Raw genomic sequence first — 26,792 nt, 5'->3', positions numbered from 1 at the left:
AATCAGGGACGCTGTTGGGTAAGAGGCAACTGCTCCGAAGTTCTGCCAAACCGTCGCTCCCGTACCTGATAGGAGCGGATAGCAGTATCTAGCTGGGACTCGTCAAAGTCAGGCCACAAAACCGGCGTGAAATATAACTCGGTATAAGCCAGTTGCCATAAAAGAAAATTACTGATGCGGGTTTCACCACCAGTACGGATAAACAGATCCGGCTCCGGAGCATCACCAAGTGACAGATACGGTAGAATACTGGTCTCAGTCAGCTCGGTGGCACCAGCCGCAATAGCTTGATTGGCTGCCTGCAAAATATCCCAGCGGCCACCATAATCGGCTGCGATTGTGAGCGTAAGGCCAGTATTAGCGGCTGTTAATGCTTCGGCTTCTTCAATACCACGCACGATTTCTGCTGCAAAACGGCTACGATCGCCAATGACACGCAGACGCAGGTTATTTTTATGCAGTCTTTGTACCCGTTTTTGCAATGATTGCAAAAACAGGTTCATCAGAAAATTAACTTCATCAACCGGGCGACGCCAGTTTTCGGTAGAAAAAGCAAAGACAGTCAGATACTCTACGCCCATACGAGCGCAGTTGGCTGTCATTTCTTCTAGCATTTCCAGACCTTTTTTATGCCCCATGATACGCGGCATAAAACGCTTTTTAGCCCAGCGTCCGTTACCATCCATGATAACGGCTATGTGACGCGGAATTTCAGTGTGATCAGGTACGCTTTGGGTACTACTGGTAGTCAAAACACATCCTTTACGTCGATTAAAAGGTTTAGATTGCCATCAGGTCGGCCTCTTTGGTGGCCAACATTTTATCAATTTCAGCAATGTATTTATCGGTAAGTTTCTGAATGCCTTCTTCGCCACGGTGTGCTTCATCCTCACTGATTTCCTTGTCCTTAAGCAGACGTTTGAGGTCATTATTGGCATCACGGCGGACATTACGGACTACTACCCGGCCATCTTCCACTTCGCCACGGACTACTTTTATCAAATCTTTACGCCGCTCTTCAGTGAGCATTGGCATTGGCACCCGAATTAAATCACCCATGGCTGCTGGATTCAAACCCAGATTGGAGTTGCGGATTGCCTTTTCGATAACGGCTGCCATTTTGCTTTCATAGGGTTTAACCCCAATGGTACGTGCATCCAGCAAGGTTACGCTGGCAACCTGACTAACTGAAACCATGCTTCCGTAGTATTCTACTTCTACCTGATCAAGTAATCCGGTATGCGCGCGTCCTGTGCGGACTTTAGACAGATTATCGCGCAATACTTCAAGGGATTTCTGCATTTTGGTTTCAGCGGTGTGTTGAATTTCGTTAATCATGAACATTCCTGTCTGAACTGGCTGCATTTATTTCAATCTTTTCGAAATTTTTGCTACCAGAAAATGGCAAACGCGCATACTAACGCAGTTATACGCGTCACCACAAGTTTAGTTAAGTACTCTGGTGGGTTTTATACGTGAACCAATGTACCTTCGTCTTCACCCATAATGACATTTTTCAGTGCACCTGGCTTGAATATACCAAATACTACGATATTCAGTTTCTGCTCGCGGCATAAGGCAAATGCTGTAGCATCCATCACCTTGAGGTTCTGGCTGATCGCTTCATCAAAGGTAATCTCTTGATAACGTCTAGCCTCAGGATTGGTTTTGGGGTCGGCAGTATACACACCATCTACATTGGTTGCTTTTAACATAATATCACAATTCATTTCCACACCACGTAAGCTGGCTGCTGTATCTGTGGTGAAAAACGGATTACCGGTTCCTGCTGCGAAAATTACCACCTTGCCTTCTTCCAGATACTGAATGGCTTTGGGACGGGCATAGGTTTCTGCAACCTGCTGCATACTCAGGGCAGACTGAACTCGGGCTTTAACCTGCTGGGTTTCAAATGCCTCTTTCAAGGCCAATGCATTCATCACTGTTGCCATCATGCCCATGTAATCGGCTGTTGCACGTTCCATGCCTTTGGCTGACTGTGCCATGCCACGAAAGATGTTACCACCACCAATAACAATGGCTACTTCTACGCCCATGTCGACCACTTCTTTGACCTGTGCGGTGATTTGCATAATGGTATCGCGATTGATACCGAAAGCATCTGGCCCCATCAGGGACTCACCGGATAGTTTCAATAATACACGCTTGTATTTAGCTGGTTTAGTCATGATCATTCTTTCTGTCAGTTTGCCATTAGATAATTAACAGCTATCACTATAATTTTCAATGGATAAGGATGGGAACTTTTATTTCAGTTATCTCAACCGGAGTAAACAGATAACTCAAAAAAAAGCACCCTGATTCAGTATCCTGAATCCAGAGTGCCCATGGCATTAATTGCCTTATACTTTAGAAGCAGCAGCGACTTCAGCAGCGTAATCTACTTCTTTTTTCTCAATACCTTCACCAACGTGGAAAGCAACAAAACGGTTTACTTCAGCATTCTGTTCTTTCAGGAATTTTTCCACAGTCTGATCAGGATTGATAACAAACTGCTGTCCCAGTAGGGTTACTTCAGCCAGAAACTTCTGCACGCGGCCTTCAACCATTTTTTCAATGATGTTTGCCGGTTTGCCGGAAGCAGCTGCTTGTTCTTCATAGATGTGGCGTTCTTTAGCTACAATTTCAGGGTCTACTTCAGCAGCAGAAACACATTGTGGCTTGGAGGCAGCGATATGCATTGCTACCTGACGGATAGCCTGAGTGTCGCCGCCTTTATGCTCAACCAGTACACCGATTTTGGTACCGTGCATATAGGTAACCAGACTGTTGTCGGTTTCAATGCGTTCGAAGCGACGTACAGTAATGTTTTCACCCAGTTTGGCAATAACAGCTTTACGTGCTTCTTCAATAGTTACACCGTCATCAGTTTTGGCTTCAGCCAGAGCTTCCAGAGTAGCAGGGTTATGTACGGCAACAGCTTTGGCCACAGCCTGAGCAAATGCCATAAAACTGGTATCTTTGGCTACGAAGTCTGTTTCACAGTTAATTTCGGCAACGGCACCTACTTTGCCATCTACATAATCAGCAACTACGCCTTCTGCCGCAGTACGGCCGGCCAGTTTGCCAGCTTTGGCACCGGATTTGATGCGCAGAATTTCTTCTGCTTTTTCCATGTTACCTTCAGCTTCTACCAGTGCTTTTTTGCATTCCATCATGCCCAAACCGGTAGCAGCACGCAAATCACCTACCATTTTTGCAGTAATTGCAGCCATGTTTTACTCCTTAAACTTGATTACGCTCAGCCGGATGGATATCAGGCTGAAAATTGTTTCAAAAAAAGGGGCACTAACGTCCCCTTCTTTTACAAAGATGCGAGATTACTGATTACTCAGCAGTAGCTGCAGCCTGTCTTTCTTCCGCAGCCTGAGCAGCCTGTACCACTTCCTGTAAAGACTGAGCCTTACCTTCTAAAATGGCATCGGCAATACCACGGCAATACAGACGGATTGCCTTGGCTGAGTCGTCATTACCCGGAATCACGTATTTAACGTCGTCAGGGCTGTTGTTGGTATCAACGATAGCGATAACCGGAATACCCAGCTTGGCAGCTTCTACCAGCGTACCTTTCTGATAGCCGGTATCGATAACAAAAATCGCATCCGGCAAGCCTTTCATGTCTTTGATACCGCCTAAAGAGCGTTCCAGCTTGGCCACTTCGCGCTGCATTTCCAGCACTTCTTTTTTACCATAACCGGCTTCAGTGGCATTTTCCAGCGCAGCGGTTTTTTCTTCCAGACGTTTGATAGACTGTTTTACGGTTTTGTAGTTGGTAAGCATACCGCCCAGCCAGCGATGATCCACGTAAGGAGCACCAGCGCGGGTTGCTTCTTCCTTAATGATATCACGTGCCTGACGTTTGGTACCTACAAACAGAACAGTACCTTTGTTGGCAGCCAGACGGCGCACAACATCCTGTGCTTCTACAAACAGCGGCAGGGTTTTTTCCAGATTGATGATATGGATTTTGTTACGCGCACCGAAAATATACTCAGCCATTTTCGGGTTCCAGTAGCGGGTCTGGTGACCAAAGTGTACGCCTGCTTCCAGCATCTGGCGCATGGTAATTTGTGACATAATTCAATCCTTAAAGGGTTAAAGCCTGACACCGCCACGCATAGAACTCTGCAACAGAGCACCCTTTCGCGTACGATGCGAGCGTTACTAAAAATTTTTTACCGAGGTAAAACCACGGAATAATACAGGAAAAAATACATCTTCACAAGTATAGCAATCCATACCCCTTATTCCATCGTCTAAAACCATTGTATATAAATTTGTTAGTTGAAATCCATGACTACTCACTCAGATAAACAACAATTACGGCGACTGTTGCGCCAACGCAGGAAAGCATTAAGCCAAGAAACACGTCGATTAGCGACCAAGAAAATCAACTGTCTTTTATACCCATTTATCCGGCGCCAGAAACGCATAGCCGTATACTGGGCTGTTGGTAGTGAATTATCTTTATGGTCGTTAATTGTAACGGCGCAGAAACGCGGCGCTCAGGTTTATTTGCCTTATATTGAACCTAAAAAACGCCAGCTATGGTTTACACCCTGCCCTCGTCTCCCTCGCCGTCACGCTACTGTTCGTTATCTGAGTCTGCATCACCAGAATACTGGCAAGCACAAAATACCGCAGTTTAATGGATGCAAAATCCGGGCACGCTATTTACATACTATGCTGATACCACTACTTGGCATAGATCATCAGGGTAATCGACTGGGACAGGGTGGCGGCTATTATGATGCAACTCTGGCAAGATTTCGCTATCGTCAGCCATTATTAATAGGTGCTGGATTTAGCTGCCAGCAAGTGGATTCAATTCAATCAGAAGACCATGATATTAATATACCTATATTTGTCAGTGAAAATGGCTACCAATATTTGAACAGCCAGCATAATTAATGATTACTGATTCAAAACCATGCCAAAAAATATATTTGTATTGAAAGACGATATAAAATTTTATGTATTTTAATTAATGCGTAGCATGTCATTTTGAAATAATCGGCTTAGTAGTTATATTTTTATTATCAATAAGCTTAAAGCCCCGTGCTTTATTGTAGAGAAATGGATATAAACTCTGAGCTATAAAATATTAAATTTCATATAATTATAACGCAATATGCCATCCAATTTACTGGAAATAGATTAACTCATGCTATACATTAATCTACTCTAAGACGAGTGATGATAAATTGAAACATGGCAATATTTGGTGCCTGTGCCTCAAACGAGTATAACAATAAGGATTGGAAATTCTTTATTAGATACAGAGGATTTATCCATGCAAAAAATAAAGCACTTTTTTTGGATTATTCGTTTTATTTTTGCTATAGCGACAATATTCCTTTTTGAGCAAACTGCTTTTGCCAAGAGAGGACTTTGGATTACAGATTCTTCTAATGATCAAATTCAACTCATTAGATACTGGACATTATATTATTGATGACTAGGTCTGCTATGTTTCAACCTAACATTTATCTGAGCCGACAAATTGGCTGCCGATGTAAATAGCTTAATGTTTAAGAAAGATGGCATTATCTCAGGTTTAGCTAAGCATATGGTGAAAGACAAAAACCACTTTTTTATGAAAAGCACAAATTACCTTATGTTGCTCCTAATAGTGCTCAATTTGTGGCACAGGAAAATCATTTTAAAGATAAAAATCATATTTATAAATATTATTCGAATTAAACTGATTTGTACTGGATGATTTAGATCCTGAAATGTTTGAAATCGTTACTAGCCATTACTGTACCCGCTACTACGCTAAAGACAAAAATAATGTCTGTTACGATGGAAAAAGGAGCTTATTCCGAAAGATTTGAGATGGGTGGGTAATTTGGTAATAATGAGGGTGATGAGGATTATTGTTATGGTGCAACACTCGTTGCGCTCGATATAAAAGTATCTCCGTTAATAGCCATCAAAATTAAACTTGATTAATGCCAATGTAACGAATTCAAAATCAATTTAGTGAATTGGTGCAAATTTTATTTACTAAAAAATGCCTTTACTGTTTTACGAGCCATTACCCAGCCAATTGCTCATAAAGCAAGAAGAAATAATATATCCCATAAGCTATCGCTTCTTGTTCTGTTAATGAATAAATTCTATTTTCAAACCATTGCCAACAATATGAATTGAGAAAGAAAGCAATTATCGCCAGCAACAATGTCAAAATAAAAGCAATGGTGGAACTTAAAATTAATGCTTTTACTTGTACTTTATCTTCGATAACAGTAAATTGTTTGCGTAAAGCAAAATAGCCAATGATAATTAACAATCAATAAAAAAATCGAATAAGAAGCAATAATTACAGCATTACGTTCTAAAGGTTCTGTAGCAGCACCAAGAAAGAAACTTAAAATGAAGAATACATACTAAAGATTTTTTATTGACCCGATAAATCGCATACCAGCACAACCGCTATTGCTGGAGTGATAAAAATTACAACCAGATTTGCTAACTGAGTAAAAGTATTAGATATAATTATACAAACAATTATTGATGCAAGAGAATTTATCGGAATATACGGCTTAACTTGCCTAGTTGAAAACTGTATTATCCATAAATAGTTCATACCTAAACAAAAATTTGATATCGAGCAGCCAATAAAACAGTACAAAAAAGAACGGTAATTTAAAAAAGGTGGGTTTCATGTATTTTTCTTACAGTAACAATTTGATAAGTTAATTATTTATATTCACAATCAACATTAACGTTCATCTCGTGTTCATTTCACTGTAAGCAGAGTTTTTATTGGACTAATGGGCAATCATGCCGTTTGATATTATGAATCTGCTGACTGGATATTTTATATATTAATTGAAAACCTAACTTAGAAACCTATTTTTAGGGAAAATTTTCCCTTATATATAGAGTTTAGCCTCAGCTATTAAGCATATGACATATTGAACTGCTTTAATCGGATACTGGCACATTCTTCATTCAGATAATAAAAAATCAATATTTTCTATTAAAATTCAATAATATAAATTAGATAAAATTTTTATGTTATTATTGAAATATTAAGATTACAAGACAAATACAAATAAATTTTGTATCAAACCAAGCGGGTTATACTATCTGTTAACATCAAATATTATCATTTAAGTATGTAAATATTATTGGTGTGGCTACTGCTAATACCAATTAGCCTTATATCAAAATAGATTCTTTCAGTTAACTAAAAGAATCTATTTTATTTATAAAATCAGAAAATAAATTATATCTGGGTAAATATCTGTTCTATCGGCAGACGTGATTTCGGACGACTGGCATTACTGTCATTAGCAGCACGATAACCGAGGCTTACCACCAGAATGCTTTTTAAGCCCTGTTGTTTTAATTCTAAAATATCATCCATTTTTTCATCATCAAAACCTTCGATCGCCGTTGAATCAATGCCAATAGCGGCAGCAGCAAATAATAGCTGTCCCAGTACGATATATAACTGTTTGCTTTCCCATTCGAGCTGAGCTTGTGACGTAGTGCTGTTTTTATTTACAAAGAAATGGCGACCTTTATCCATCATTTCCTTGATTTCACCTTCTCCAAAACGGCCATCTTTTTCTTCCTGTGCTAGCACGGTTTGTAAATGCTGTTCATCCAGCGGTGTTTTGGCACAAAATATCAGAGTATGAGATGAATCTGCTACCCGTGGATGATTTATTTCCATTATTGCTGGCATGATTCTGGCACGTGCCGCATCATTATCCACTACAAAGAAATGCCATGGTTGAGCATTTACTGAAGAAGGGCTGTTTCTGATAACTTCGAATAATTGCGTTAATTGCTCAGCCGGGATTTTTCTGGTTTTATCATAATGCTTGGTGGTATAACGCTGTCTGGAAATATCGGCAATGTTCATAATTGGATTCCTGTTATTGTCTACAATATTGATATGATAGTTCAACCTGTTGAATTTATATAAGAATAATATTCGTGGCAGTTTCGTAGATATGGCTACCTGTGAAAACAAATATTACTACTGCATATTGCTTGTATAAATTCAAAAGTCGCACTTTCATATCTGATAATTATAGTATTGCATTTCTGTAACTTTTTTTACCAGTACTTATTGTGTAAAAAATATTGGCTTTAATCCATTCCTGTTATGGATGTCTGATATCAATCGTTTTTGTTGACGATAAAAGCTAAGGTATATCAAACGAGGATACGGAAATTCACGAGTAATGTATTTATTGCTGTTTAATTTTTTGCTGGCATTGATAACAATAAGCTTTTCCACCAAATATGTTTTTATGATTCCAGCAATAGTAAGCGGCACTGGCGGTAATATTTTTATGACAGGCAATACAAAAATAATGGCTGGCTGTTTGACTCTGGTTTTCAGTCTGCGATTGTGGCTGAATCTCAGTAGCAAGGTGAGCAAATTTACTGGCTAAATGATTCAAGCCAAAATAGCCTAACCAGTCATATTGTGCCGGTTGATGCAGCTGCACTAGCTGGCGGGCAAATTTTTGCAGACTGGTGCACGATGCAGTGCGAATAAAACTGAATATACCCAAACCTTTGCTTAACTGGTGCACTTTTGTTTTCAGCTGTTCATTTTTAATAATCTGATCCAGCCCTGGTACAGAAATTTTAGGACGCCGGATATAGGCATCATTGGAAATCAGTATCAGACTGTGCATGGATGGTCGTAGCCGCCAGCCGAAACGGCTGGGCAACTGAATCAGATTGGTTTGCAACAGTTTGCTCAGTAAGGTGATATGGCGCTGGTTCTGTTCCAGTGGCGAAGGCATGCCTTGTCCTTTGCCTTTATACATGCGTGAAAATTCACCCAGTTCATTGATAATCAGACTACCAGCTACTCTTTTGCTTTCACATACAAATATTTGCAGGTGACGATTAATCAGTAAATGGTCTATTTGTGCCACTTTACCCTGATATTGCAACCTCAAATCGTTGATAATTACCCAATCAGGGTGATTGCCAAAATGAAATTGCAACTGATAAGCTGATTCTGCTTCGCCTTTTATGCCCGAGCGAATTAATCGTATCTGCTGCTCAATATTTTGCCGTGTCTGTTGCGCTAAATCAGGCCATTGCAATAGCTGCTCTAGTGCCTCCAAATCTTTTTTTTTGCTATCAGCCTGTTTAATAATCATTTGTTCAGTGAATTTTAATAATTTGTCTTGAAAGATTTGTCAATAATGTCCAGTCTGTAACTGTATGATTACTATTGGTAAAAATAAATGCATACATGATAAACATGGTACATTTTTATAATAAAGTCTGCGTTCTGCGAAATCTGCCATAAATACTGTGTTGAACAGGTTAGTTTAACCACAAAGTTTTTGTCTGCTTAAACACAATACCTGACCAGCAGTCTGGCTGATTGCCCATTATCTGGGACACATAAAATCGCCAGGTAACAGACGTAAAAAAACCGCTGTTATCAGCGGTTTTCAAAATCTGGTGCCCAGGGACGGACTCGAACCGTCACACCTTGCGGCGGGGGATTTTGAGTCCCCTGCGTCTACCAATTTCGCCACCTGGGCTAGCGAAGAAAACGGCATTATAACGGATTTTCTGTTGTTGTAAAGAATTTTTTTATGGCAAAAATTTTTTTCTAATTATTTCTGAATAAAATATTGATTTTATATTTGGATTTTTTTATATTTTACTTATTAATTAGAACTAAAAATCTGTATAGTATTGTTATCTGAACATTATAAATGTACAACTTTTGTATTATTAATAAATTTATGCTTAAAATCCAATCTTTTCTGGCTTTAATGATATCTGCACTGATGCTAAGCGCATGCCAACCACAGCAGGCAGCGTCTACGGAACAGGTAGCAAGTACAAACGCTGTTGAGCCAAAGCAATATAGTTTTGAAGGCAGCGATGTACGTGATGCAGGTCTTGGTGGCAAAGATTTTTCTTTGCTGGGTGTAAATGGGAAAACAATACATCTGCGAGATTTTCAGGGTAAGGTGGTAGCGCTGGTATTTGGCTATACTCATTGCCCTGATGTATGTCCAACCAATCTGCTTGCCTATGCAGACGCCATAAATCAGTTGGGGGAAAAGGGTAAACAGGTACAGGTATTATTTATTACTGTAGACCCTCAGCGTGATACGCCACAGGTTATGACTGCTTATGCATCCGCTTTTAATCCGGATTTTATTGGTTTAACTGTAGACAAACAGCACATGGAAGCGCTTAATAATGTTATCGGCCAATATAAAATCGCTGTACACAAAGTAGCCGGGCGTAGCTCAAATGAATATTTAGTTGATCACAGCACAGGTACTTATTTACTAGATAAACAGGGACATACCGTGGTTTATGAACCACACAGCCAGACAGCCACTCAATTGACCCATGACATAAAACAATTGTTAGACTAAAATTATTTAATTAATATTTTTATATTTTATACAAATTTATTTTTAGCCAATAATAAATTTATAGCTTAAAAAAGTTTTACTTTTCCTCTATACTGAAAAAAATGACTGCACAATTAACCATAGCGTTATCCAAAGGTCGAATTTATGAAGAAACTCTGCCACTACTGGCAGCGGCGGGAATTCATGCGATTGAAGACCCGGAACAATCACGCAAACTGATTATTAATACGAATCATGAAAATATCCGTTTAATTATTGTCCGCGCAACAGATGTGCCCACATATGTGCAATATGGCGCGGCAGATTTTGGAATTTCCGGAAAAGATGTTTTAATTGAACATGATGGCGATGGGCTATATCAGCCTCTGGATTTAAATATTGCCCGATGCCGGATGATGGTGGCGGTACGCAAGGGCTTTGATTACGCGGCAGCTTCGCAGCCTGGTTGCCGTTTACGGGTAGCCAGTAAATACCCGAATATTGCTGCCGAGCATTTTGCCGGTAAGGGTGTGCATATTGATTTGATTAAACTGTATGGTTCGATGGAGCTGGCTCCATTGGTAGGATTAGCCGATGCAATCGTCGATCTGGTTTCTACCGGTAATACATTACAGGCAAATAATCTGCATGCAGTGGAACATATTGTGGATATTTCCAGTCAGCTGGTGGTAAACAAGGCGGCTTTAAAGCTGAAATATGCAGCCATACAACCCATTATTGATGTTTTTGCCTATGCAAAAAATCAACAAATTTAAACTTATTTTTAAGCTTATTTATATTGAATAGGAATTCTTTAAATGACTACAGAAAATTCAGCCAAACTAGCAGTACTCATTGATGCGGATAATACTTCAGCCAGTACTGTGGAATCTTTACTGGAAGAAATTGCGAAATATGGCATTGCCAGTGTTAAACGTATTTATGGCGACTGGAGTAGTGGTTTGTCCAAATGGAAAGACGCACTATTACCACATGCGATTACCCCGGTGCAGCAGTTCGCTTACACCAAGGGAAAAAATGCCACTGATATGGCTATGGTCATTGATGCGATGGATTTATTGTACAGTAATACTTTTGATGGTTTCTGTATTGTCTCCAGCGACAGTGATTTTACCCGTCTGGCTTCGCGTATCCGCGAAAATGGACTGACCGTGTATGGTTTCGGGCAGAAGAAAACGCCAGAATCATTCCGCAAAGCTTGTGACAAGTTTATTTATACCGAAAATCTGCTCAGCCATACTACGATAGAAATCGGTGAAGACAAAACTCAGACACCAATTTTCCGCAATAAACGCAAAACCCCAGCCGAGCTGAAACAGGATACTGCACTGATAAATCTGTTCCGTAATGCAGTGAAGGAACATGCTGATGATGAGGGTTGGACATCACTGGGTGTGGTTGGTCAATATATCAACAAGGTAAATTCTGATTTTGATGCGCGCAATTATGGCTATACCAAACTTTCCTATCTGATTAATGCGATAGACATTTTTGAAACTCAGATGCATGGTAATCATTTATGGCTGCGTCTGAAAAAACGCAATAATAATCTTGCTCCGAAAACAGAAAGCAAGTCTTATGCACCGGTTGGTGAACAAGCGGCTTTCCAGCAGAACAATGATGCACCGCTGGTAATTACCATTCCGGCAGTCTCTACAGCAATGCCGGCAGAAAAGGTCAGTGTAACCATTGAACCGGAAGAGAAAAAGAAAGATAAAGAGCCGCTGCTGGTACAAATTGAAACTCAGGAACCAGAATTTACCAATTACGATAAAACGCGTGAAGACCAGACCAAGCGCGGTCGTGGCCGTCCTCGCAAAACCGTATTTGAAGCTGCAGTAACTCCGGCCACAAGCGGCCGTGGTCGTGGCCGCCCGTCTAAATCTGCTTTCAATAGCCGTTCAGCCAAGCCTGGCCGTTCCAGTAATGAAACTTCCAGCCGTCATCACTGGAACCGTCTGGTACCAATGGTGCAGAAAGCCATTGAGCGCACCTGTGATATCGAAGGCTGGGCAACAGTCAGCTCAGTTGCCCGTGAGCTGGTAACCAGCGATGGTGGCTTCAATGCCAGAGATTATGGCTTTGATAGTGCTAATAACGCCATTGCAGCCATCAGCAGTGAATGGGTAGACAGCCGCAAAGCCGGCCGTGGCTTGCGGGTACGGGTAATTAAACCCTATGATGTTGAAGTAGATGGCAATACCATTCCGGCACATGAACTTGCTGCCAAATCAGTAACACCTGTTATTGATGAAGATGATGATAATTTTGGTAACAATCTTTAATTAATAATATCAGGATCGGGCAGCTTAGGCTGCCCGAAATACAAAGGTATGAAATATATTTCTACGCAGGATGCTGATTTTAAGACTCAGTTAACTGCACTACAGGCGTTTGAAACTGCACAGGATCCACAAGTGGATGCAGCCGTGGCTGCTATCTGTGCAGATGTACAGCAGCGTGGTGATGCTGCTGTAATCGAATACACCAATCGCTTTGACCATACGCAGGCACAATCCATGGCTGAGCTGACTTTAAGTCAGGCAGACCTGGCCGCAGCCTTTACCCGACTGCCGGCAGATGCCCAGACGGCATTACAAACCGCAGCCAAACGGATTGAAAGCTATCATCAGCACCAGAAACAGCAGTCTTGGCAGTATGAGGATGAAAACGGTACGCTACTGGGACAGCAGATTACTGCTCTGGACCGGGTAGGTATTTATGTTCCCGGTGGCAAGGCTGCCTATCCGAGCTCGGTAATGATGAATGCTATACCAGCACATGTGGCCGGTGTGGCTGAAATTGTGATGGTTGTACCTATGCCTTATGGAGAACGTAATGATATTGTTTTGGCTGCGGCCTATGTAGCCGGTGTAACACAGGTATTTACCATTGGCGGTGCACAGGCTGTAGCAGCACTGGCTTACGGTACACAGAGTATTGCTCAGGTTGACAAGATTACCGGCCCGGGCAACGCCTATGTTGCCGCTGCCAAACGGCGCGTATTTGGTGTGGTGGGTATCGATATGGTTGCCGGACCAAGTGAAATTCTGGTTATTGCTGACGGCACTACCCCAGCCAAATGGGTGGCGATGGATTTGTTCAGTCAGGCAGAACATGATGAAATTGCTCAGGCGATTCTGATTACTACCGATGCTGACTATGCGCACGAAGTAGAAGCACAGATGCAGGCACTGTTGGCACAAATGCCGCGCAAAGAAATCATTGAAGCGTCACTGGCCAATCGCGGTGCCATTATTCAGGTACAGAATCTGGATGAAGCCTGTGAGATTGCCAATTATCTGGCGCCTGAACATCTGGAATTGTCGGTAGCCAACCCGCAAAACTGGGCACCGAAAATTCGCCATGCAGGTGCGATTTTTATGGGACAGTATACCAGTGAAAGTCTGGGGGATTACTGCGCCGGTCCTAATCATGTCTTGCCAACCAGCCGCACCGCCCGCTTTGCTTCTCCGCTGGGCGTATATGATTTTCAAAAGCGCAGCAGCCTGATTCAGGTTTCTGCTCAGGGAGCCAGAAAGTTAGGCCAGATTGCCAGCATTCTGGCACATGGTGAGGGGCTGACGGCACATGCCCGTGCTGCGGAATTACGTATGGAATAATTAGTTTAATTCCAATGCCAATGCTCTTAAAAAGCATTGGCATTTTTATATCTACCGTTTGCGTAATCGTTTTATTCTGAATAAGCTAAGTAGCGCTATTAAGCAGTTATCATATAAGTTGCTATATACATTGATCATGGGAATATAAATTTTCCTGATACTGACTGCAACAGATACTGCTTACAATAAATAAGCTGCCAAGATATTTATGCTGTACAAATAAAATTACTTGGTTATAAGTATTTTGAATATTCAATTATTAGCAGATAAGCATCACATAAAGCAATTGTATAGAATTACCATTCTATATGACTATGTAATTTTATTTTATCTGATATATTATCTTAGCGATAGCGTATTTATGCCACATAAAAGGGATAACCATTTTAATAATCCCTGCTACCCAATTGACTGTATCATTTCCAGTACCTCTGACATACAGCTTTCTATTTTGGCGTATCGATACCAGCCCTTATCAAGTGCTGCATTTGTACAAGCTGCACAGATTTTATTTCAGATAAAATTGTATAGTGCTTTTTATTGGCTACTTTTTGAGCAGAAACATTAATTAATAGTGGCTCTATAAATATTTAATTGTCTGTTACTAATCGTTAAGCAGAATAATTATGTTACTTCACTCATAGATAAATTGATGGTTATGTGCCAGCCATACCAATTTTATCTGATACAGGTTTGTTTATCTGACTACAACCAATAGTGTTAACGATTTTATTTCCTGAATCTGTAGCATCAAATTTATATCAGACAGACCAGATTTATACTGAAGCTAAAATCCGCCATATTTCACAGTAAGGGAACAATTTATGCTGATTAAAGCACTGGATCATCTGCTATTAACCGTTAAAGATATTCAAACATCGTGCGCCTTTTATGCCAATATACTTAGCATGTAGGTAAGTACCTTCGCTGATAACTGCACTGCGCTGCATTTTGGTCAGATGAAAATTAATTTACACCAGCTGGGACATGAATTTAAGCTAAAAGCACAGCACCCTACCTCAGGCTTAGCGATTTGTGTTTCATTGTTGAAGAAACACTGGATGAAGTAATGGCCATCATGCATCAGCATAATATTCCACTGAAACCAGAACCAAACACCAGAACCGGTGCCTGTGGAAAAATCACTTCGATTTATATTTATAATCCCGGATAATAAACTGATTGAGCTAGTAAATTATCCACATAAATGATAAGTGCCAATTAATTTCTGCCAAGTTATCCACATCTGGATAAAGTCGATGCCAGTAACAGTAATTCGGTATTTAATTGTGCTGCTGTTTTAGTTGTGGTGAGAAAGTTTCTCTTGTATTCAGATAAACAATAACGGTGGGCAGAGTGCCCACCGTTATGTCTGAAAAAGATTTAAATCCGTTCAGCCAGTTCCTGTGCTTTACCTACATATAATGCTGGTGTCAGTGCCAGTAACTGCGCTTTTGCCGTATCTGGAATAGCCAGTTGATTAATAAAAACCTGTAAACTTTCGGGGGTAATGCCGTGTTTACCACGGGTAAGCTCTTTGAGCTGTTCATATGGGTTGGCTACGCCGTAGCGGCGCATGACTGTCTGAATCGGCTCAGCCAGTAATTCCCATGTGGCATCCAAGTCTGCGGCAAATGCGGCTGGATTGATTTCCAGCTTGTTCAGACCACGCAAATGGGCACTTAGCCCCAGTATGGTATAGCCGAAACCCACGCCCATGTTTCGTAATACAGTACTGTCGGTTAAATCACGCTGCCAGCGCGAAACTGGCAATTTTTCGGCCAGAAAACCCAGAATGGCATTGGCCATTCCCAGATTACCTTCTGAATTTTCAAAATCAATTGGATTGACTTTGTGCGGCATGGTAGATGAACCTACTTCGCCGGCTTTCACTTTCTGCTTAAAGTAACCAATAGAGATATAGCCCCAGATATCGCGGTTAAAATCAATCAGAATGGTGTTGATACGGCTGATGTTCTGGAAAAATTCTGCCATATAATCATGTGGTTCAATCTGAATGGTATAGGGATTGAAAGTCAGTCCCAGATTGTACTCAACAAAACGGCGGCAATGGCCTTCCCAGTCTATATCGGGATAAGCCACCAGATGGGCATTGTAATTACCCACCGCGCCATTGATTTTGCCCAGAAACTGCTGTTGCTGTACGGCCTGAATCTGGCGCTGTAATCGTGCCACCACATTGGCAATCTCTTTGCCAAGGGTACTGGGGGTGGCCGGCTGCCCATGAGTACGGCACATCATCGGTAAAGCCGCATGGGTATGTGCCAGATTACGCAATACGGTTACCAGTTCGTTAAGCTTGGGCAGTAATACCTCATCCCGCGCCTGTTTCAGCATCAGGGCATGTGACAGATTGTTGATATCTTCACTGGTACAGGAGAAATGAATGAACTCACTGACCGCCAGTACTTCTGGCACATTGGCAAAGCGCTGTTTCAACCAGTATTCAATGGCTTTAACATCATGATTGGTCGTGGCCTCAATGGCTTTAACTGCCTGAGCATCTTCGAGAGAAAAATCAGCAATGACGCGGTCAATCTCGGCAATGGTGGCCGCACTGAATGGCGGCACTTCGCTGATTCCGGCTTCGGTTGCCAGTGCTTTGAGCCAGCTCAGTTCTACCTGTACGCGCGCATGCATCAGGCCATATTCGGAGAAAATCGGCCGCAGGTCAGCCACAGCCGGCGCATAGCGTCCATCCAACGGAGACAGGGCAGATAACGGATTTATCATGTTTCTTCTACTTCCAGAGTTATAAAAAGACAAAAATTCAGATAACCATTACACATAGGGTGAAGCGGTTAATCCGTAAAAAGCTGTAACGCTTGCTTACCCGGGTTGGGGTAATCCAGTATCTGGCGCAAATTCTGCAAACGTTGCACAATGGTTTGCGTAACGGCATTTGCCTGCTGCAATGCTGCATCATCACAATCGGGACGATTCTGCCCGAACAGCATGGCATCCAGCAGTTTACGTACATGCATGCTGTCGTGGCCATAAAAATCGACACCAATATCAGCCATACCGGCCTCATCAAAGAGGGTGGCCACCATACAGCTTTCTACCGTGGCCAGACCAAGGGCGCCGTCTTCGCCGCCCAGACGCCGAAACAGTGAATCAGCCGGAAAACCACCACAGGCCAGAAAATAGGCGCGGTTAAAAACTGTATTGGTGGCCGTAATCATTTCAAAGGTACGCCAGACCAGAGCAAACTGCGCATGCTGACGATAATGTTCTGGAATATTGTGTCCAGTTACCGGCAAACGCAGCAAGCCTGCCTGTGGACGAAAACGAAATACTGCGCTGGCTGCCTGTAGCGCATGGGGCTGGTAGGCATCATCAGCATCCAGAAAAGCAATATGGCTGCTGGCTGAAAGCAATGCTGCCCAGTTGCGTGCCAGTGCTGGCCCGCGGTTAGTTGTCAGAAACTCTGCCCGAATCTGTTGTGGATAACGCTGCTGCCATTGCTGAATCAGGCTGGCGGTATTATCGGTAGAAGCATCATCAACCAGCCACAGGCAACCCAGTTCCGGCTGTACCAGCACACTTTTAATTGCCCGCGTCAGCGTGTTTTCTGCGTTGTAGCAGGGAATGATGACATCAATGCAGTCCATGCACGTACCTTACAAAATTAAGGCTGCCCAGATACAGCAGGCAGCCTTGTGACCCTTTATTTAAACACCTTGTTTCAGGCTGGCTTCGATAAAGCCATCAAGGTCGCCATCCATAACGGCCTTGATATTGCCGACTTCGTAGCCGGTACGCAAATCCTTGATTCGCGATGAATCGAATACATAAGAACGAATCTGGTGTCCCCAGCCCACGTCATCCTTGCTGGCTTCAAGATTCTGTTTTTCTTCATTGCGGCGGCGCATTTCCAGCTCAAATAACTTTGCCTTAAGCATATTCATCGCTTCTTCGCGGTTGCGATGCTGCGAACGGTCATTCTGGCACTGCACCACAATACCGGTAGGTTCGTGCGTAATGCGTACGGCTGAATCAGTTTTATTAATGTGCTGTCCGCCGGCACCAGATGCTCGGTATGTATCTACGCGTAAATCCGCCGGATTGATTTCAACTTCAAAACTATCGTCCACCTCGGGATACACAAATACTGAAGCAAACGATGTATGCCGTTTGTTATTGGAATCAAAAGGTGAATAGCGTACCAGACGATGGATACCGGTTTCGGTACGCAGCAATCCATAGGCATACTCACCATCCAGCTTGATGGTAGCCCGGTTGACACCGGCAATTTCGCCCTCGTCTTCTTCGAGGATTTCTACCTTAAAGCCTTTGCGTTCGCCATAGCGCACATACATGCGCAGTAACATGCCTGCCCAGTCTTCCGCTTCTGTGCCACCGGCACCGGCAACAATATCAATAAAGCAGTTGTTGACATCGGCCGGCTGATTAAACATGCGTTTAAATTCCAGCTGTGCCACTTCTTCCTGCAAGGCAGTAATATCTGCCTGTACCGCAGCAAAGGCGTCGGCATCATTTTCCTCTACGGCCATTTGCAGCAGCATGCGATTGTCTTCGATACCACTATGCAGGTGATCCAGCGTCAACACAATGCCTTCAAGTACTTTGCGCTCTTTGCCCACTTCCTGCGCTTTTTTTGGGTCGTTCCACAACTCTGGGTCTTCTGACAAACCAATTACTTCTTCCAGACGGTCTTTTTTGCCAGCGTAGTCAAAGATACCTCCGTAAATCGTGACTGCGGGATGCCATATCATCCAGAATATTGTTTAACTGATTAATCCGCTCTGCTTCCATGATGTTCTCTTAGCCAGGTATTTGAAAATAGGCGCGTATTATAACAGAAGCTGTTATAGCAATCAGGCCGCTTTAAAAGCGGCCTGATGGATGGGATATCATGATTTGATGCTAAATTACCTGTTTACAGTACGCGGAGCTAAAGCTGTCAGCCGGTACAATAAATAGCGCAGCACAATTCCATAAGTAGGCAGAAAGAAAAGTGCGGCAACGCTGATTTTAAAAGCATAATCTGTCAGGGAAATCTGTAGCCAGTTGGCTGCCATAAATGCATCCGGGGAATGATAAAACGCCACGGCAAAAAACAGTAATGTATCGACAGCGCTGCCCAGAACAGCAGAGGCACTCGGTGCCGGCCACCAGCGCTGACATTGCCGCAGCCGGTTGAATACCAGAATATCCATTAGTTGGCCAACAACATAAGCAGCAAAACTGGCCAGCGCAATCCGTGCCACAAATAAATCAAAATGGCTTAATGCCGCCCAGCCCATCCAGTGCCCATCCTGAAACAGCACGGAAATGGCATAGGAAAACAGCAATGAAGGCAGCATTACCCAGAAAATAATCCGTCTGGCCAAGCCAGAACCAAAAATCCGTACAGTTAAATCCGTAGTAAGAAAAATAAACGGAAAGGTAAAAGCTCCCCAGGTATTGTGCAAACCAAATAGGGTAAAGGGAAACTGTACCAAATAATTACTGGCCACAATCACCAGCATGTGCCAAAAAGTGAGCCAGCGCAATGCTTTATGGCGCTGCGCAGCAGAAAATTCATACATATTTGTTCCTATCAATCAGCCAGCCACCATCACATCAGGTAGCGTAAGCCACGCCAATGCGCTGAATCTGGCAAAAGGTATAGCAATGCAATGTGCGGCTATTATTTCACCTGAAACTGGAGTAAACGCTGTGCGGCCATATCGCTATAGCGCGTATCCGCTTCACCGTAATTGGCATACGGATGGATGGCAATACCACCACGCGGCGTAAATTCACCATATACTTCAATATATTTTGGCTGCATCAGGGCAATCAGGTCTTTCATGATAATGTTGACACAATCTTCATGAAAATCACCATGATTGCGAAAGCTGAACAAATACAGTTTTAAAGATTTACTTTCCACCATGCGCAAACGCGGCAGATAATTGATATAAATGGTGGCAAAGTCCGGCTGGCCGGTTTTCGGGCACAGGCTGGTGAATTCGGGACAGATAAATTTAACGAAATAGTCGTTATCGGGATGTTGATTGTCAAAGGCTTCCAGCAGCTCAGGCGCATAATCACTACGGTATTCCGTATGCTGATTACCCAGCAAGCTCACTGTGCCCAGATCATTTTGTGCACGCATATAGTTGATTTCCTAGTTTTTTAATGTGGGAGGTTTACGAACCACAGGATGGGCGATTATACCGGAAATTTACTTGGGATTAAAATCACGGTTGCAAGATTTTAGTTACTATGCAAAGACAACAAAATGGTTTTTATTAATATATTATTCTAAGAATATGTGCCAATCAGGCATAAAAAATGATTATCTGCTATATAAATTAATATCAGAGCAATAATATAGCTATGCAAAAGTTTAATCCTTGCTTTTTAAGCACATTCATTATAGCCTGATAGGTAAATCATTTAAATTTAGAATAATAGTGTTAAACAGGAATTATTATGAATCAGGTTGCATCTCGCCCAATAGATGACGTTAGAATTAGAGAAATTAAAGAACTGTTGCCACCTATTGCCCATTTATATGAATTACCCATCACTGAACAAGCTTCTGAAGTAGTACATAATACACGCGATGAAATTGCTGCTCTGGTACATGGCAGAGACAAGCGTTTACTGGTGATTATCGGCCCATGTTCTATCCATGACCCAGCAGCCGCACTGGAATATGCACAACGGCTGAATGTGTTACGCGAAAAATATGCTAAAGAATTACTGATTGTGATGCGGGTTTATTTTGAAAAACCACGCACCACAGTAGGCTGGAAAGGATTTATCAACGACCCGCGTATCGATGGTTCCTACGATATTAACTATGGCCTGCGTCTGGCTCGCAAACTGTTGCTGGAACTGAACAACATGGGCATGCCGGCAGCTACCGAATTTCTGGACATGATTACTCCGCAGTATTTTGCCGACCTGATTTCCTGGGGCGCAATCGGTGCACGCACTACGGAGAGTCAGGTACACCGCGAGCTGGCTTCTGGTTTAAGCTGTCCGGTAGGCTTTAAAAACGGCACTGATGGCAATCTGAAAATTGCCATTGATGCCATTGGCGCTTCCAGCCATCCGCATCATTTCCTTTCAGTAACCAAAGCAGGTCATTCGGCCATTGTGCGCACCAGTGGCAATCCGGATTGTCACATCATCCTGCGCGGCGGGAAAACACCCAATTACAGCCATGAATATGTGCAGGCAGCAGTGAATGAACTGAACAAACATCAGGTAACACCCAACCTGATGATTGATTGCAGCCATGCCAACAGCTGCAAGGATTACCGCCGGCAAATGGAAGTGGCACAGGATATTGCCGCCCAGATTCAGGCCGGGGAACAGCACATTATGGGGGTGATGGTAGAGAGCAATCTGATGGCCGGAAGACAGGACAATCCGGAGAATTATGGTCAGAGTATCACCGATGCTTGCATTGGCTGGGAAGAAACAGAAACCATGCTTGCCTTACTGGCACAGGCTGCACAGGTACGTCAGCAAAAATAATTTAGTATTGATATTAGGGAGCATGCAGAAACCGGTTTTTTTGCTGATCTAGTCTTACTCAAAAATATCCCCGCTGCTCGCGGGGATATTTTTATCGTACGGATTTAAAACTGAGCAAATGCTGGCGGGTGGCCAGCCACGCACCCAGCATACCCAATCCACAAACCACCAGTAAAATAGTCAGCACTTCCCAGAGATTGAAAAAACGCCAGACAACATGCACCCCATATGGCTGCAAAATGGCACTGAGTAAGGGTTGGGTCTGGTAGTTGAGCCAGTAACACAATCCGATACTGATGGCCGTAGCCAAGAGGCTTTGCCAGATAGCCAGATACAGGAACGGCCGACGGATAAATGATGCCGGTGCCCCTAACAGCTTGGTGATTTCGATTTCTTCACGGTGGCTGAGAATCTGCAAACGAATGGTGTTATAGGCCACCAGAGCAAACGCCAGCCCCAATGTAATGGCCAGAAACCACAACAGGTGATGGACAAACTGATTAATCTGATAGAGGGTTTGCATCCATTCAGCGTCCATTTTTACACTTTCTACCATTGGTAGCTGTGCGAGCTGAGTCTGCAATGCGGCCAGCTCCTCTGGTGTATCCACTTGTGGAGTAACGGTAAATGCATCCGGCAAAGGATTGCTGTCAAGCATTGAAACCAGGTCCTGATTACCCATACTGCGCTGTAACTCTTCCAGCCCCTGCTGTTTACTTACAAACACCACTTTTTCCAGCTGCTTATTGCCACGCAAGGCTTTTTCAACAGCCTGATTGTCGCTGGTCTTGGCATTAACCTGCATGTACAAGGTCATGGTTGGTACTTCATTCATCTGCCCCAGTACCTTCTGCCCACTCTGCACCCCGAGATACAAAGCCAGTGGTAAAGTCATGGCAATCGCCAGCATAAGTAAAATCAGCAAGGTTGCAACCGGCTGGCGCAGCAACTGGCGCAATGCTTTACAACCTGCCTCTTTATGCAGTGAAATAAACTGATTCATGCGTATAACCTGCCTTCCTGCAAGCGGATGATACGGTGGCCATAATCAGCCATTAATGTTTCATCATGTGCGGCCACCATCACCGTGGTGCCGGCTTCATGAAACGTTTTGAACAGCTCCATGATATCCAGTGCATAGGCTCTGTCCAGATTGGCCGAAGGCTCATCAGCAATCAGTAAGCTGGGCTGGTGTACAACGGCACGGGCAATACACAACCGCTGCTGCTCACCACCGGACAAGGTAATCGGATCAGCCAGCTCACGCCCGCCCAATCCAACTTTTTCAATAGCCACCCGTGCCCTGCGCTCCGCCTGTTTGCGCTCATAACCGATAATACGCAGCGGTAACATCACATTTTGTAACACATTGCGGTCAAACAGCAATTTATGGTCCTGAAACACAATACCGATATGCTGGCGCAAATAGCCGAGCTGGTTGTCATTCAGGCGTCCTAAATCCTGATTATTCAGCCACACCTTGCCCTTGGTTGGTTTAACAATACCACTAATCAGTTTAAGAATAGTTGATTTGCCCGCACCAGAATGGCCGGCAATAAAAATCATCTCACCTTTGTTAATAGAAAAACTGAGGTTTTTCAGTGCGGCAAAACCGCCCGGATATATTTTTGAAACCTGCTCAAAACGAATCATCTGTATATGTCCGTTTGTTATATGAATATTAACCAATTATACCGCAGCATACAGCCAAAGAAAGCCTGCACCTGTTCAGTATCGCCAGTTCGCGGTATGCTACTCTATTCTAATCAGTATCTGTACGCATACGAGGAAATTGCAATGCAACCGATTACCATGTATACCACGGGTGTATGCCCTTATTGCCAGATGGCCAAAGCATTACTCAAACAGAAAGGTGTAACCGATATTAATGAAATCCGCATTGATACCGACCCACAAATCCGTGAACAGATGATGCAGCGCACTGGCCGTCGCACTGTACCGCAGATTTATATTGGTGAAGTACACGTTGGCGGCTTTGACGATTTGAATGCTTTGAATCAAGCAGGTAAACTAGACGATCTGCTGGCAGGCTAAGCACGTACTATCCTCTTTTCTCCTTCATCCTGCGCGGCAGCATGAATCTGCAACATTAACTTTTATCCCTTTGTTGAAAGAAAAAGCATGAACAAAAAAGAAGAAACACCAGAACAAACTACACAACAACCGGTATTTAGCATTGAAAAAATTTACCTGAAAGATTTATCACTGGAAGTACCGCATGCACCACAAATCTTTCTGGAAAACGGCGAACCACAAATTGAAATGCGCGTAACTACTGCTGCTGAAAAACTGGAAGACGAATTTTATAACGTAACCGTTACCGTAACCGTTACCGCCAAAATGACCGAAGAACGTGTTCTGTTTCTGAACGAAGTGGCACAAAGTGGTATTTTCCGCATCGCCAATATTGCTGAAGACGATGTGGAAATGTTGCTGGCCGTGGCCGCACCGAACATTCTGTTCCCATACGCACGCGAAACCGTATCCAATACCATTACCCGCTCTGGCTTCCCGCCAGTAATGCTGGCTCCGATCAACTTCGAGGCCATGTATCAGGCTGAACAGGCCAATGCAGGCAATGCCTGATTGCTGACAAAAAAAGCTGCTTTATCCACAGTGGTTGCTGCACCGGGATAAAGCAGTTTTTTTGCGGTGGCCACTGCTGCTATGGCATCAGCGCTGATAACGGCACTGGAATGCGCAGGCAGTGAGCAAGCCCATTACACATAAAGGCAGAATATAATACATGGCGCCAATCGGGCTAAAACTACTTAGCCATTGCACCAGCGGTAGTGTTAACGCGCCAACAATCGCATAAGCCACATTATAAGAAAATGAAATACCCGTAAAGCGAATAGCTGGCGGGAACATCCGAATCATGGCTGCTGAAATAATACCGGCCACACCAGTAGCCAGCCCCAGCAGCATATACAGGGCAAAAATCATACTCTCACCATATTTCCCTAGTGCCGGATAGAATACCGCAGCCATCAAACCGGTAAACGCAATTCCGCCAATCAGTATCCGCCCTGTACCCACACGGTCAGCGAGCAAGCCATAGATAACACAGCCAAGCATTTGCATCACAATGGCCATGCTCTGCATTTCAAATGCCTGAGCACTGGAAAAACCAAAGCTGCCGGTCAGTAACTGCGGCATGGCCAGCAGAATCAACACAATACAGCCAGTTAAAAACCAAGTGAGCAGCATACCAATAATAACAGCAGTTTTATGCTGGTTAATCAAAACTTTAACTGGCATTTCCGTTACCAGCTCCTTGCGTTGCTGCATTGCCTTGAAAACTGGTGTTTCACGCAGATAACTGCGCAAATACAAAGTCAGCAGGCCAAACAGTCCCCCTAAAATAAAGGGTATACGCCATGCCCCCTCTAGAATCTCTGCGCTACTAAATAGTTTTGCCATTACCAGCGCAATCAGCGAACCGAGTAAAATACCCAGCGATAGACCAGCAGTGAGAAAGCCATTGGCCATACCCACATGTTTTTCAGGCACATGCTCAGATACAAAAGTCCAGGCTGCCGGAATTTCGCCACCAATCGCCACCCCCTGTATCATGCGCAATAGCAACAGCAATACCGGCGCTGCATAGCCGATAGTAGCAAAAGTAGGCATCAGCCCCAGAAACAGTGTCGGCAGCGCCATCATCATAATAGAAAGTGCAAACAAACGTTTACGCCCGAATAAATCACCAAAATGTGCCATCACAATGCCACCCAGCGGGCGGAACAGATAGCCGGCAGCAAAAATACCATAGGTATTGAGCATCGCCCAGAACGGGCTTAATCCGGCCGGAAAGAACAGTTCAGACAATACTTTGGCATAAAAAACATAAATTACAAAATCATAAAACTCCAGCGCGCCACCAAAGGATGACAGCATCAAGGTACGCACATCTTCCCGTGTTAACAACTTTCTATCGGCTGCAACCTCTGCATTCTGGCTCTTCATGTAATTTTCTCAATCAAACAGATTAAAATCAAAAGCGGTTTATAACAGCCCCATCCAACTTTTTCAAATCTACCATAACCACTGCACCAGTATTTAGACACTTAGCCAGCGTACCACCTTGCTTTTGGTTATAAATAAACAAAAAAACAGTATTTCCGTCCCCACGATAGCATTGCTACATTAAAACATCCGTTTATAAACAAAACTTCTGGCATGAACAAATTCCGCCACTATGGCCTGTTGGTGACAATATTGATAGGCTTAACAGCATGCGATAGCAATAACAACAGCAAAACAACCCTGCTTAATGCTTCTTACGATGCCACTCGTGAACTGTACCAGCACTACAATACTGATTTTCAGCAATACTGGTATCAGCAAACTGGCCAGAAAATTCATATCCGCCAGTCTAATGGCGGCTCCGGCAAGCAGGCTATCGCCGTACAGAATGGCCTGAAAGCTGATGTCGTGACGCTGGCACTGGCCGGCGACATCAACGCTCTGAACCATGGCAAAAAAGTGTTACTGCAACCAGACTGGCAGCAGCGTTTACCTTATAACAGCACGCCCTATACATCTACCATTGTCTTTCTTGTGCGCAAGGGTAATCCCAAACATATCCATGACTGGGGCGATCTGATACAGAATAATGTCCAGATCATTACCCCTAACCCGAAAACATCCGGCGGGGCACGCTGGAATTTTCTGGCGGCATGGGCATGGGCCAAACACCAGCCAGGTGGTAACGATGCCAGTGCACAGGCATTTTTACGCGCCCTGCTCCAGCATGTGCCCATGATGGATACCGGCGCACGTGCCGCAACCATTACTTTCACCCACCGTCAACTGGGCGATGTATTACTGGCATGGGAAAATGAAGCCAGACTGGCACTCAAACAGGCACCAGACGAATTTGAAATCATCACCCCGTCCCTCTCTATCCTGTGTGAACCTCCGGTAGCAGTAGTTGACAGCAATGTGACTACTCCGGACAAGCGCAGGCTGGCCAACGCCTATCTGCAACACTTGTACAGTGACAGCGCACAGCGGCTGATTGCGCAAAGCTATTTCCGGCCGGTTAATCCGAAAATCATGGCAGAATACCGCCATCAGTTTCCTCGTCTGCAACTGATTAGCATTGATAAAGAATTTGGCGGCTGGACAGCAGCACAACAACGTTTTTTCAGCGATGGCGGCATATTTGACCAGATTTATGCCAGCCCGAAGCCATAAATCAGAA

General features: G+C 43.5%; 25 protein-coding genes, 1 tRNA gene and 1 riboswitch. Of the genes, 10 read left to right on the top strand and 16 right to left on the bottom strand.

The features are described 5' to 3' along the window. Nucleotides 1-2 precede the first annotated feature (2 nt). The 5 genes from GYX26_RS03150 to rpsB all read right to left on the bottom strand — a co-directional run bounded on the left by GYX26_RS03150 (nt 3) and on the right by rpsB (nt 4,098). On the bottom strand, nt 3-752 hold the full coding sequence (locus GYX26_RS03150) for an isoprenyl transferase (RefSeq protein WP_100137966.1): 750 nt from the start codon (nt 750-752) through the stop codon (nt 3-5). A gap of 28 nt (nt 753-780) precedes the next feature. Beyond that, the gene (gene frr / locus GYX26_RS03145; protein WP_100090360.1) at nt 781-1,338 is read right to left on the bottom strand and encodes a ribosome recycling factor; all 558 of its coding nucleotides are present in this window, start codon (nt 1,336-1,338) and stop codon (nt 781-783) included. Between the two features lie 131 nt (nt 1,339-1,469). Beyond that, a complete protein-coding gene (gene pyrH, locus GYX26_RS03140; protein ID WP_174827993.1) occupies nt 1,470-2,189 on the bottom strand; it encodes a UMP kinase in 720 nt (239 codons plus the stop codon). Between the two features lie 174 nt (nt 2,190-2,363). Further along, nucleotides 2,364-3,236, bottom strand: coding sequence for a translation elongation factor Ts (gene tsf, locus GYX26_RS03135; RefSeq protein ID WP_100137969.1), 873 nt, complete (start codon nt 3,234-3,236; stop codon nt 2,364-2,366). A 112-nt stretch (nt 3,237-3,348) separates the two neighbouring features. Beyond that, nucleotides 3,349-4,098, bottom strand: a complete 750-nt coding sequence (gene rpsB, locus GYX26_RS03130) for a 30S ribosomal protein S2 (RefSeq protein ID WP_174827992.1) — start codon at nt 4,096-4,098, stop codon at nt 3,349-3,351. A gap of 216 nt (nt 4,099-4,314) precedes the next feature. On the opposite strand from rpsB, the gene GYX26_RS03125 reads away from it, so the two are divergent. Then, entirely contained in the window at nt 4,315-4,932 is a 618-nt protein-coding gene (locus GYX26_RS03125; RefSeq protein WP_174827991.1) for a 5-formyltetrahydrofolate cyclo-ligase, read from the top strand. A gap of 2,326 nt (nt 4,933-7,258) precedes the next feature. On the opposite strand, the gene nfsB is transcribed toward GYX26_RS03125, so the two are convergent. The 3 genes from nfsB to GYX26_RS03105 form a co-directional block, all read right to left on the bottom strand. Continuing rightward, entirely contained in the window at nt 7,259-7,903 is a 645-nt protein-coding gene (nfsB, locus tag GYX26_RS03115; RefSeq protein WP_100090353.1) for an oxygen-insensitive NAD(P)H nitroreductase, read from the bottom strand. A gap of 331 nt (nt 7,904-8,234) precedes the next feature. Then, entirely contained in the window at nt 8,235-9,167 is a 933-nt protein-coding gene (locus GYX26_RS03110; RefSeq protein ID WP_174827989.1) for a nuclease-related domain-containing protein, read from the bottom strand. Between the two features lie 308 nt (nt 9,168-9,475). Next, a tRNA-Leu gene (locus tag GYX26_RS03105) sits at nt 9,476-9,560 on the bottom strand. Between the two features lie 252 nt (nt 9,561-9,812). On the opposite strand from GYX26_RS03105, the gene GYX26_RS03100 reads away from it, so the two are divergent. From GYX26_RS03100 to GYX26_RS11260, 5 genes are all read left to right on the top strand, one after another. After that, nucleotides 9,813-10,415, top strand: coding sequence for an SCO family protein (locus tag GYX26_RS03100; RefSeq protein ID WP_174827988.1), 603 nt, complete (start codon nt 9,813-9,815; stop codon nt 10,413-10,415). Between the two features lie 101 nt (nt 10,416-10,516). Continuing rightward, nucleotides 10,517-11,170 carry an ATP phosphoribosyltransferase gene (gene hisG, locus GYX26_RS03095; protein ID WP_100090350.1) on the top strand — a complete coding sequence of 218 codons (654 nt, stop codon included), beginning with the start codon at nt 10,517-10,519 and terminating at the stop codon, nt 11,168-11,170. Between the two features lie 42 nt (nt 11,171-11,212). Then, nucleotides 11,213-12,700 (top strand): NYN domain-containing protein, encoded by a 1,488-nt coding sequence (locus GYX26_RS11640; protein WP_100114163.1) that lies wholly within the window; start codon nt 11,213-11,215, stop codon nt 12,698-12,700. Between the two features lie 48 nt (nt 12,701-12,748). Next, complete coding sequence (gene hisD, locus GYX26_RS03085; RefSeq protein ID WP_174827987.1) at nt 12,749-14,038, top strand: histidinol dehydrogenase; 1,290 nt, start codon at nt 12,749-12,751, stop codon at nt 14,036-14,038. Nucleotides 14,039-15,071: 1,033 nt separating this feature from the next. After that, nucleotides 15,072-15,212, top strand: a complete 141-nt coding sequence (locus GYX26_RS11260) for a hypothetical protein (protein ID WP_202984271.1) — start codon at nt 15,072-15,074, stop codon at nt 15,210-15,212. Between the two features lie 209 nt (nt 15,213-15,421). Here GYX26_RS11260 and purB read toward each other — a convergent pair whose 3' ends face one another. The 5 genes from purB to queF form a co-directional block, all read right to left on the bottom strand. After that, complete coding sequence (gene purB / locus GYX26_RS03075; RefSeq protein ID WP_174827986.1) at nt 15,422-16,792, bottom strand: adenylosuccinate lyase; 1,371 nt, start codon at nt 16,790-16,792, stop codon at nt 15,422-15,424. Between the two features lie 68 nt (nt 16,793-16,860). After that, the gene (locus GYX26_RS03070; protein WP_174827985.1) at nt 16,861-17,673 is read right to left on the bottom strand and encodes a glycosyltransferase family A protein; all 813 of its coding nucleotides are present in this window, start codon (nt 17,671-17,673) and stop codon (nt 16,861-16,863) included. Between the two features lie 60 nt (nt 17,674-17,733). Further along, nucleotides 17,734-18,838 (bottom strand): peptide chain release factor 2 gene (gene prfB, locus GYX26_RS03065; protein ID WP_100090345.1). Its coding sequence is split into 2 segments (ribosomal slippage): nt 17,734-18,756 and nt 18,758-18,838, totalling 1,104 coding nucleotides; the frame shifts between segments, so codons are not numbered across the junction. A 116-nt stretch (nt 18,839-18,954) separates the two neighbouring features. Continuing rightward, nucleotides 18,955-19,614, bottom strand: coding sequence for a 7-cyano-7-deazaguanine/7-aminomethyl-7-deazaguanine transporter (locus GYX26_RS03060; RefSeq protein WP_100090344.1), 660 nt, complete (start codon nt 19,612-19,614; stop codon nt 18,955-18,957). Between the two features lie 101 nt (nt 19,615-19,715). Next, a complete protein-coding gene (queF, locus tag GYX26_RS03055; RefSeq protein WP_100099292.1) occupies nt 19,716-20,186 on the bottom strand; it encodes a preQ(1) synthase in 471 nt (156 codons plus the stop codon). Nucleotides 20,187-20,192: 6 nt separating this feature from the next. Next, a riboswitch (PreQ1 riboswitch) is annotated at nt 20,193-20,237 on the bottom strand. A gap of 269 nt (nt 20,238-20,506) precedes the next feature. Between queF and aroG the strand changes: the two genes are divergently transcribed. Beyond that, a complete protein-coding gene (gene aroG, locus GYX26_RS03050) occupies nt 20,507-21,562 on the top strand; it encodes a 3-deoxy-7-phosphoheptulonate synthase AroG (protein ID WP_100090342.1) in 1,056 nt (351 codons plus the stop codon). Between the two features lie 91 nt (nt 21,563-21,653). On the opposite strand, the gene ftsX is transcribed toward aroG, so the two are convergent. Both ftsX and ftsE read right to left on the bottom strand, forming a co-directional pair. Further along, nucleotides 21,654-22,565, bottom strand: a complete 912-nt coding sequence (ftsX, locus tag GYX26_RS03045; protein ID WP_174827984.1) for a permease-like cell division protein FtsX — start codon at nt 22,563-22,565, stop codon at nt 21,654-21,656. Then, nucleotides 22,562-23,215 carry a cell division ATP-binding protein FtsE gene (ftsE, locus tag GYX26_RS03040; RefSeq protein WP_174827983.1) on the bottom strand — a complete coding sequence of 218 codons (654 nt, stop codon included), beginning with the start codon at nt 23,213-23,215 and terminating at the stop codon, nt 22,562-22,564. Before ftsE ends, ftsX begins: the two co-directional genes overlap by 4 nt. A 144-nt stretch (nt 23,216-23,359) precedes the next feature. Between ftsE and grxC the strand changes: the two genes are divergently transcribed. Next, nucleotides 23,360-23,617 carry a glutaredoxin 3 gene (gene grxC / locus GYX26_RS03035; RefSeq protein WP_174827982.1) on the top strand — a complete coding sequence of 86 codons (258 nt, stop codon included), beginning with the start codon at nt 23,360-23,362 and terminating at the stop codon, nt 23,615-23,617. 87 nt (nt 23,618-23,704) lie between these two features. Next, complete coding sequence (gene secB / locus GYX26_RS03030; RefSeq protein WP_174827981.1) at nt 23,705-24,169, top strand: protein-export chaperone SecB; 465 nt, start codon at nt 23,705-23,707, stop codon at nt 24,167-24,169. A gap of 87 nt (nt 24,170-24,256) precedes the next feature. Here secB and GYX26_RS03025 read toward each other — a convergent pair whose 3' ends face one another. Further along, a complete protein-coding gene (locus GYX26_RS03025; RefSeq protein ID WP_174827980.1) occupies nt 24,257-25,552 on the bottom strand; it encodes an MFS transporter in 1,296 nt (431 codons plus the stop codon). Nucleotides 25,553-25,765: 213 nt separating this feature from the next. Here GYX26_RS03025 and GYX26_RS03020 point away from each other — a divergent pair, with 213 nt between their 5' ends. Continuing rightward, nucleotides 25,766-26,785, top strand: a complete 1,020-nt coding sequence (locus GYX26_RS03020) for a sulfate ABC transporter substrate-binding protein (protein ID WP_174827979.1) — start codon at nt 25,766-25,768, stop codon at nt 26,783-26,785. Nucleotides 26,786-26,792: the final 7 nt, after the last annotated feature.

Origin of the sequence: Snodgrassella sp. ESL0253 (genome assembly GCF_013344965.1) — a bacterium.
Classification (GTDB): Bacteria; Pseudomonadota; Gammaproteobacteria; order Burkholderiales; family Neisseriaceae; genus Snodgrassella; species Snodgrassella alvi_B.
Note: the sequence above shows the minus strand (reverse complement) of the source record. Positions and strands in the feature narration are given on the sequence as shown.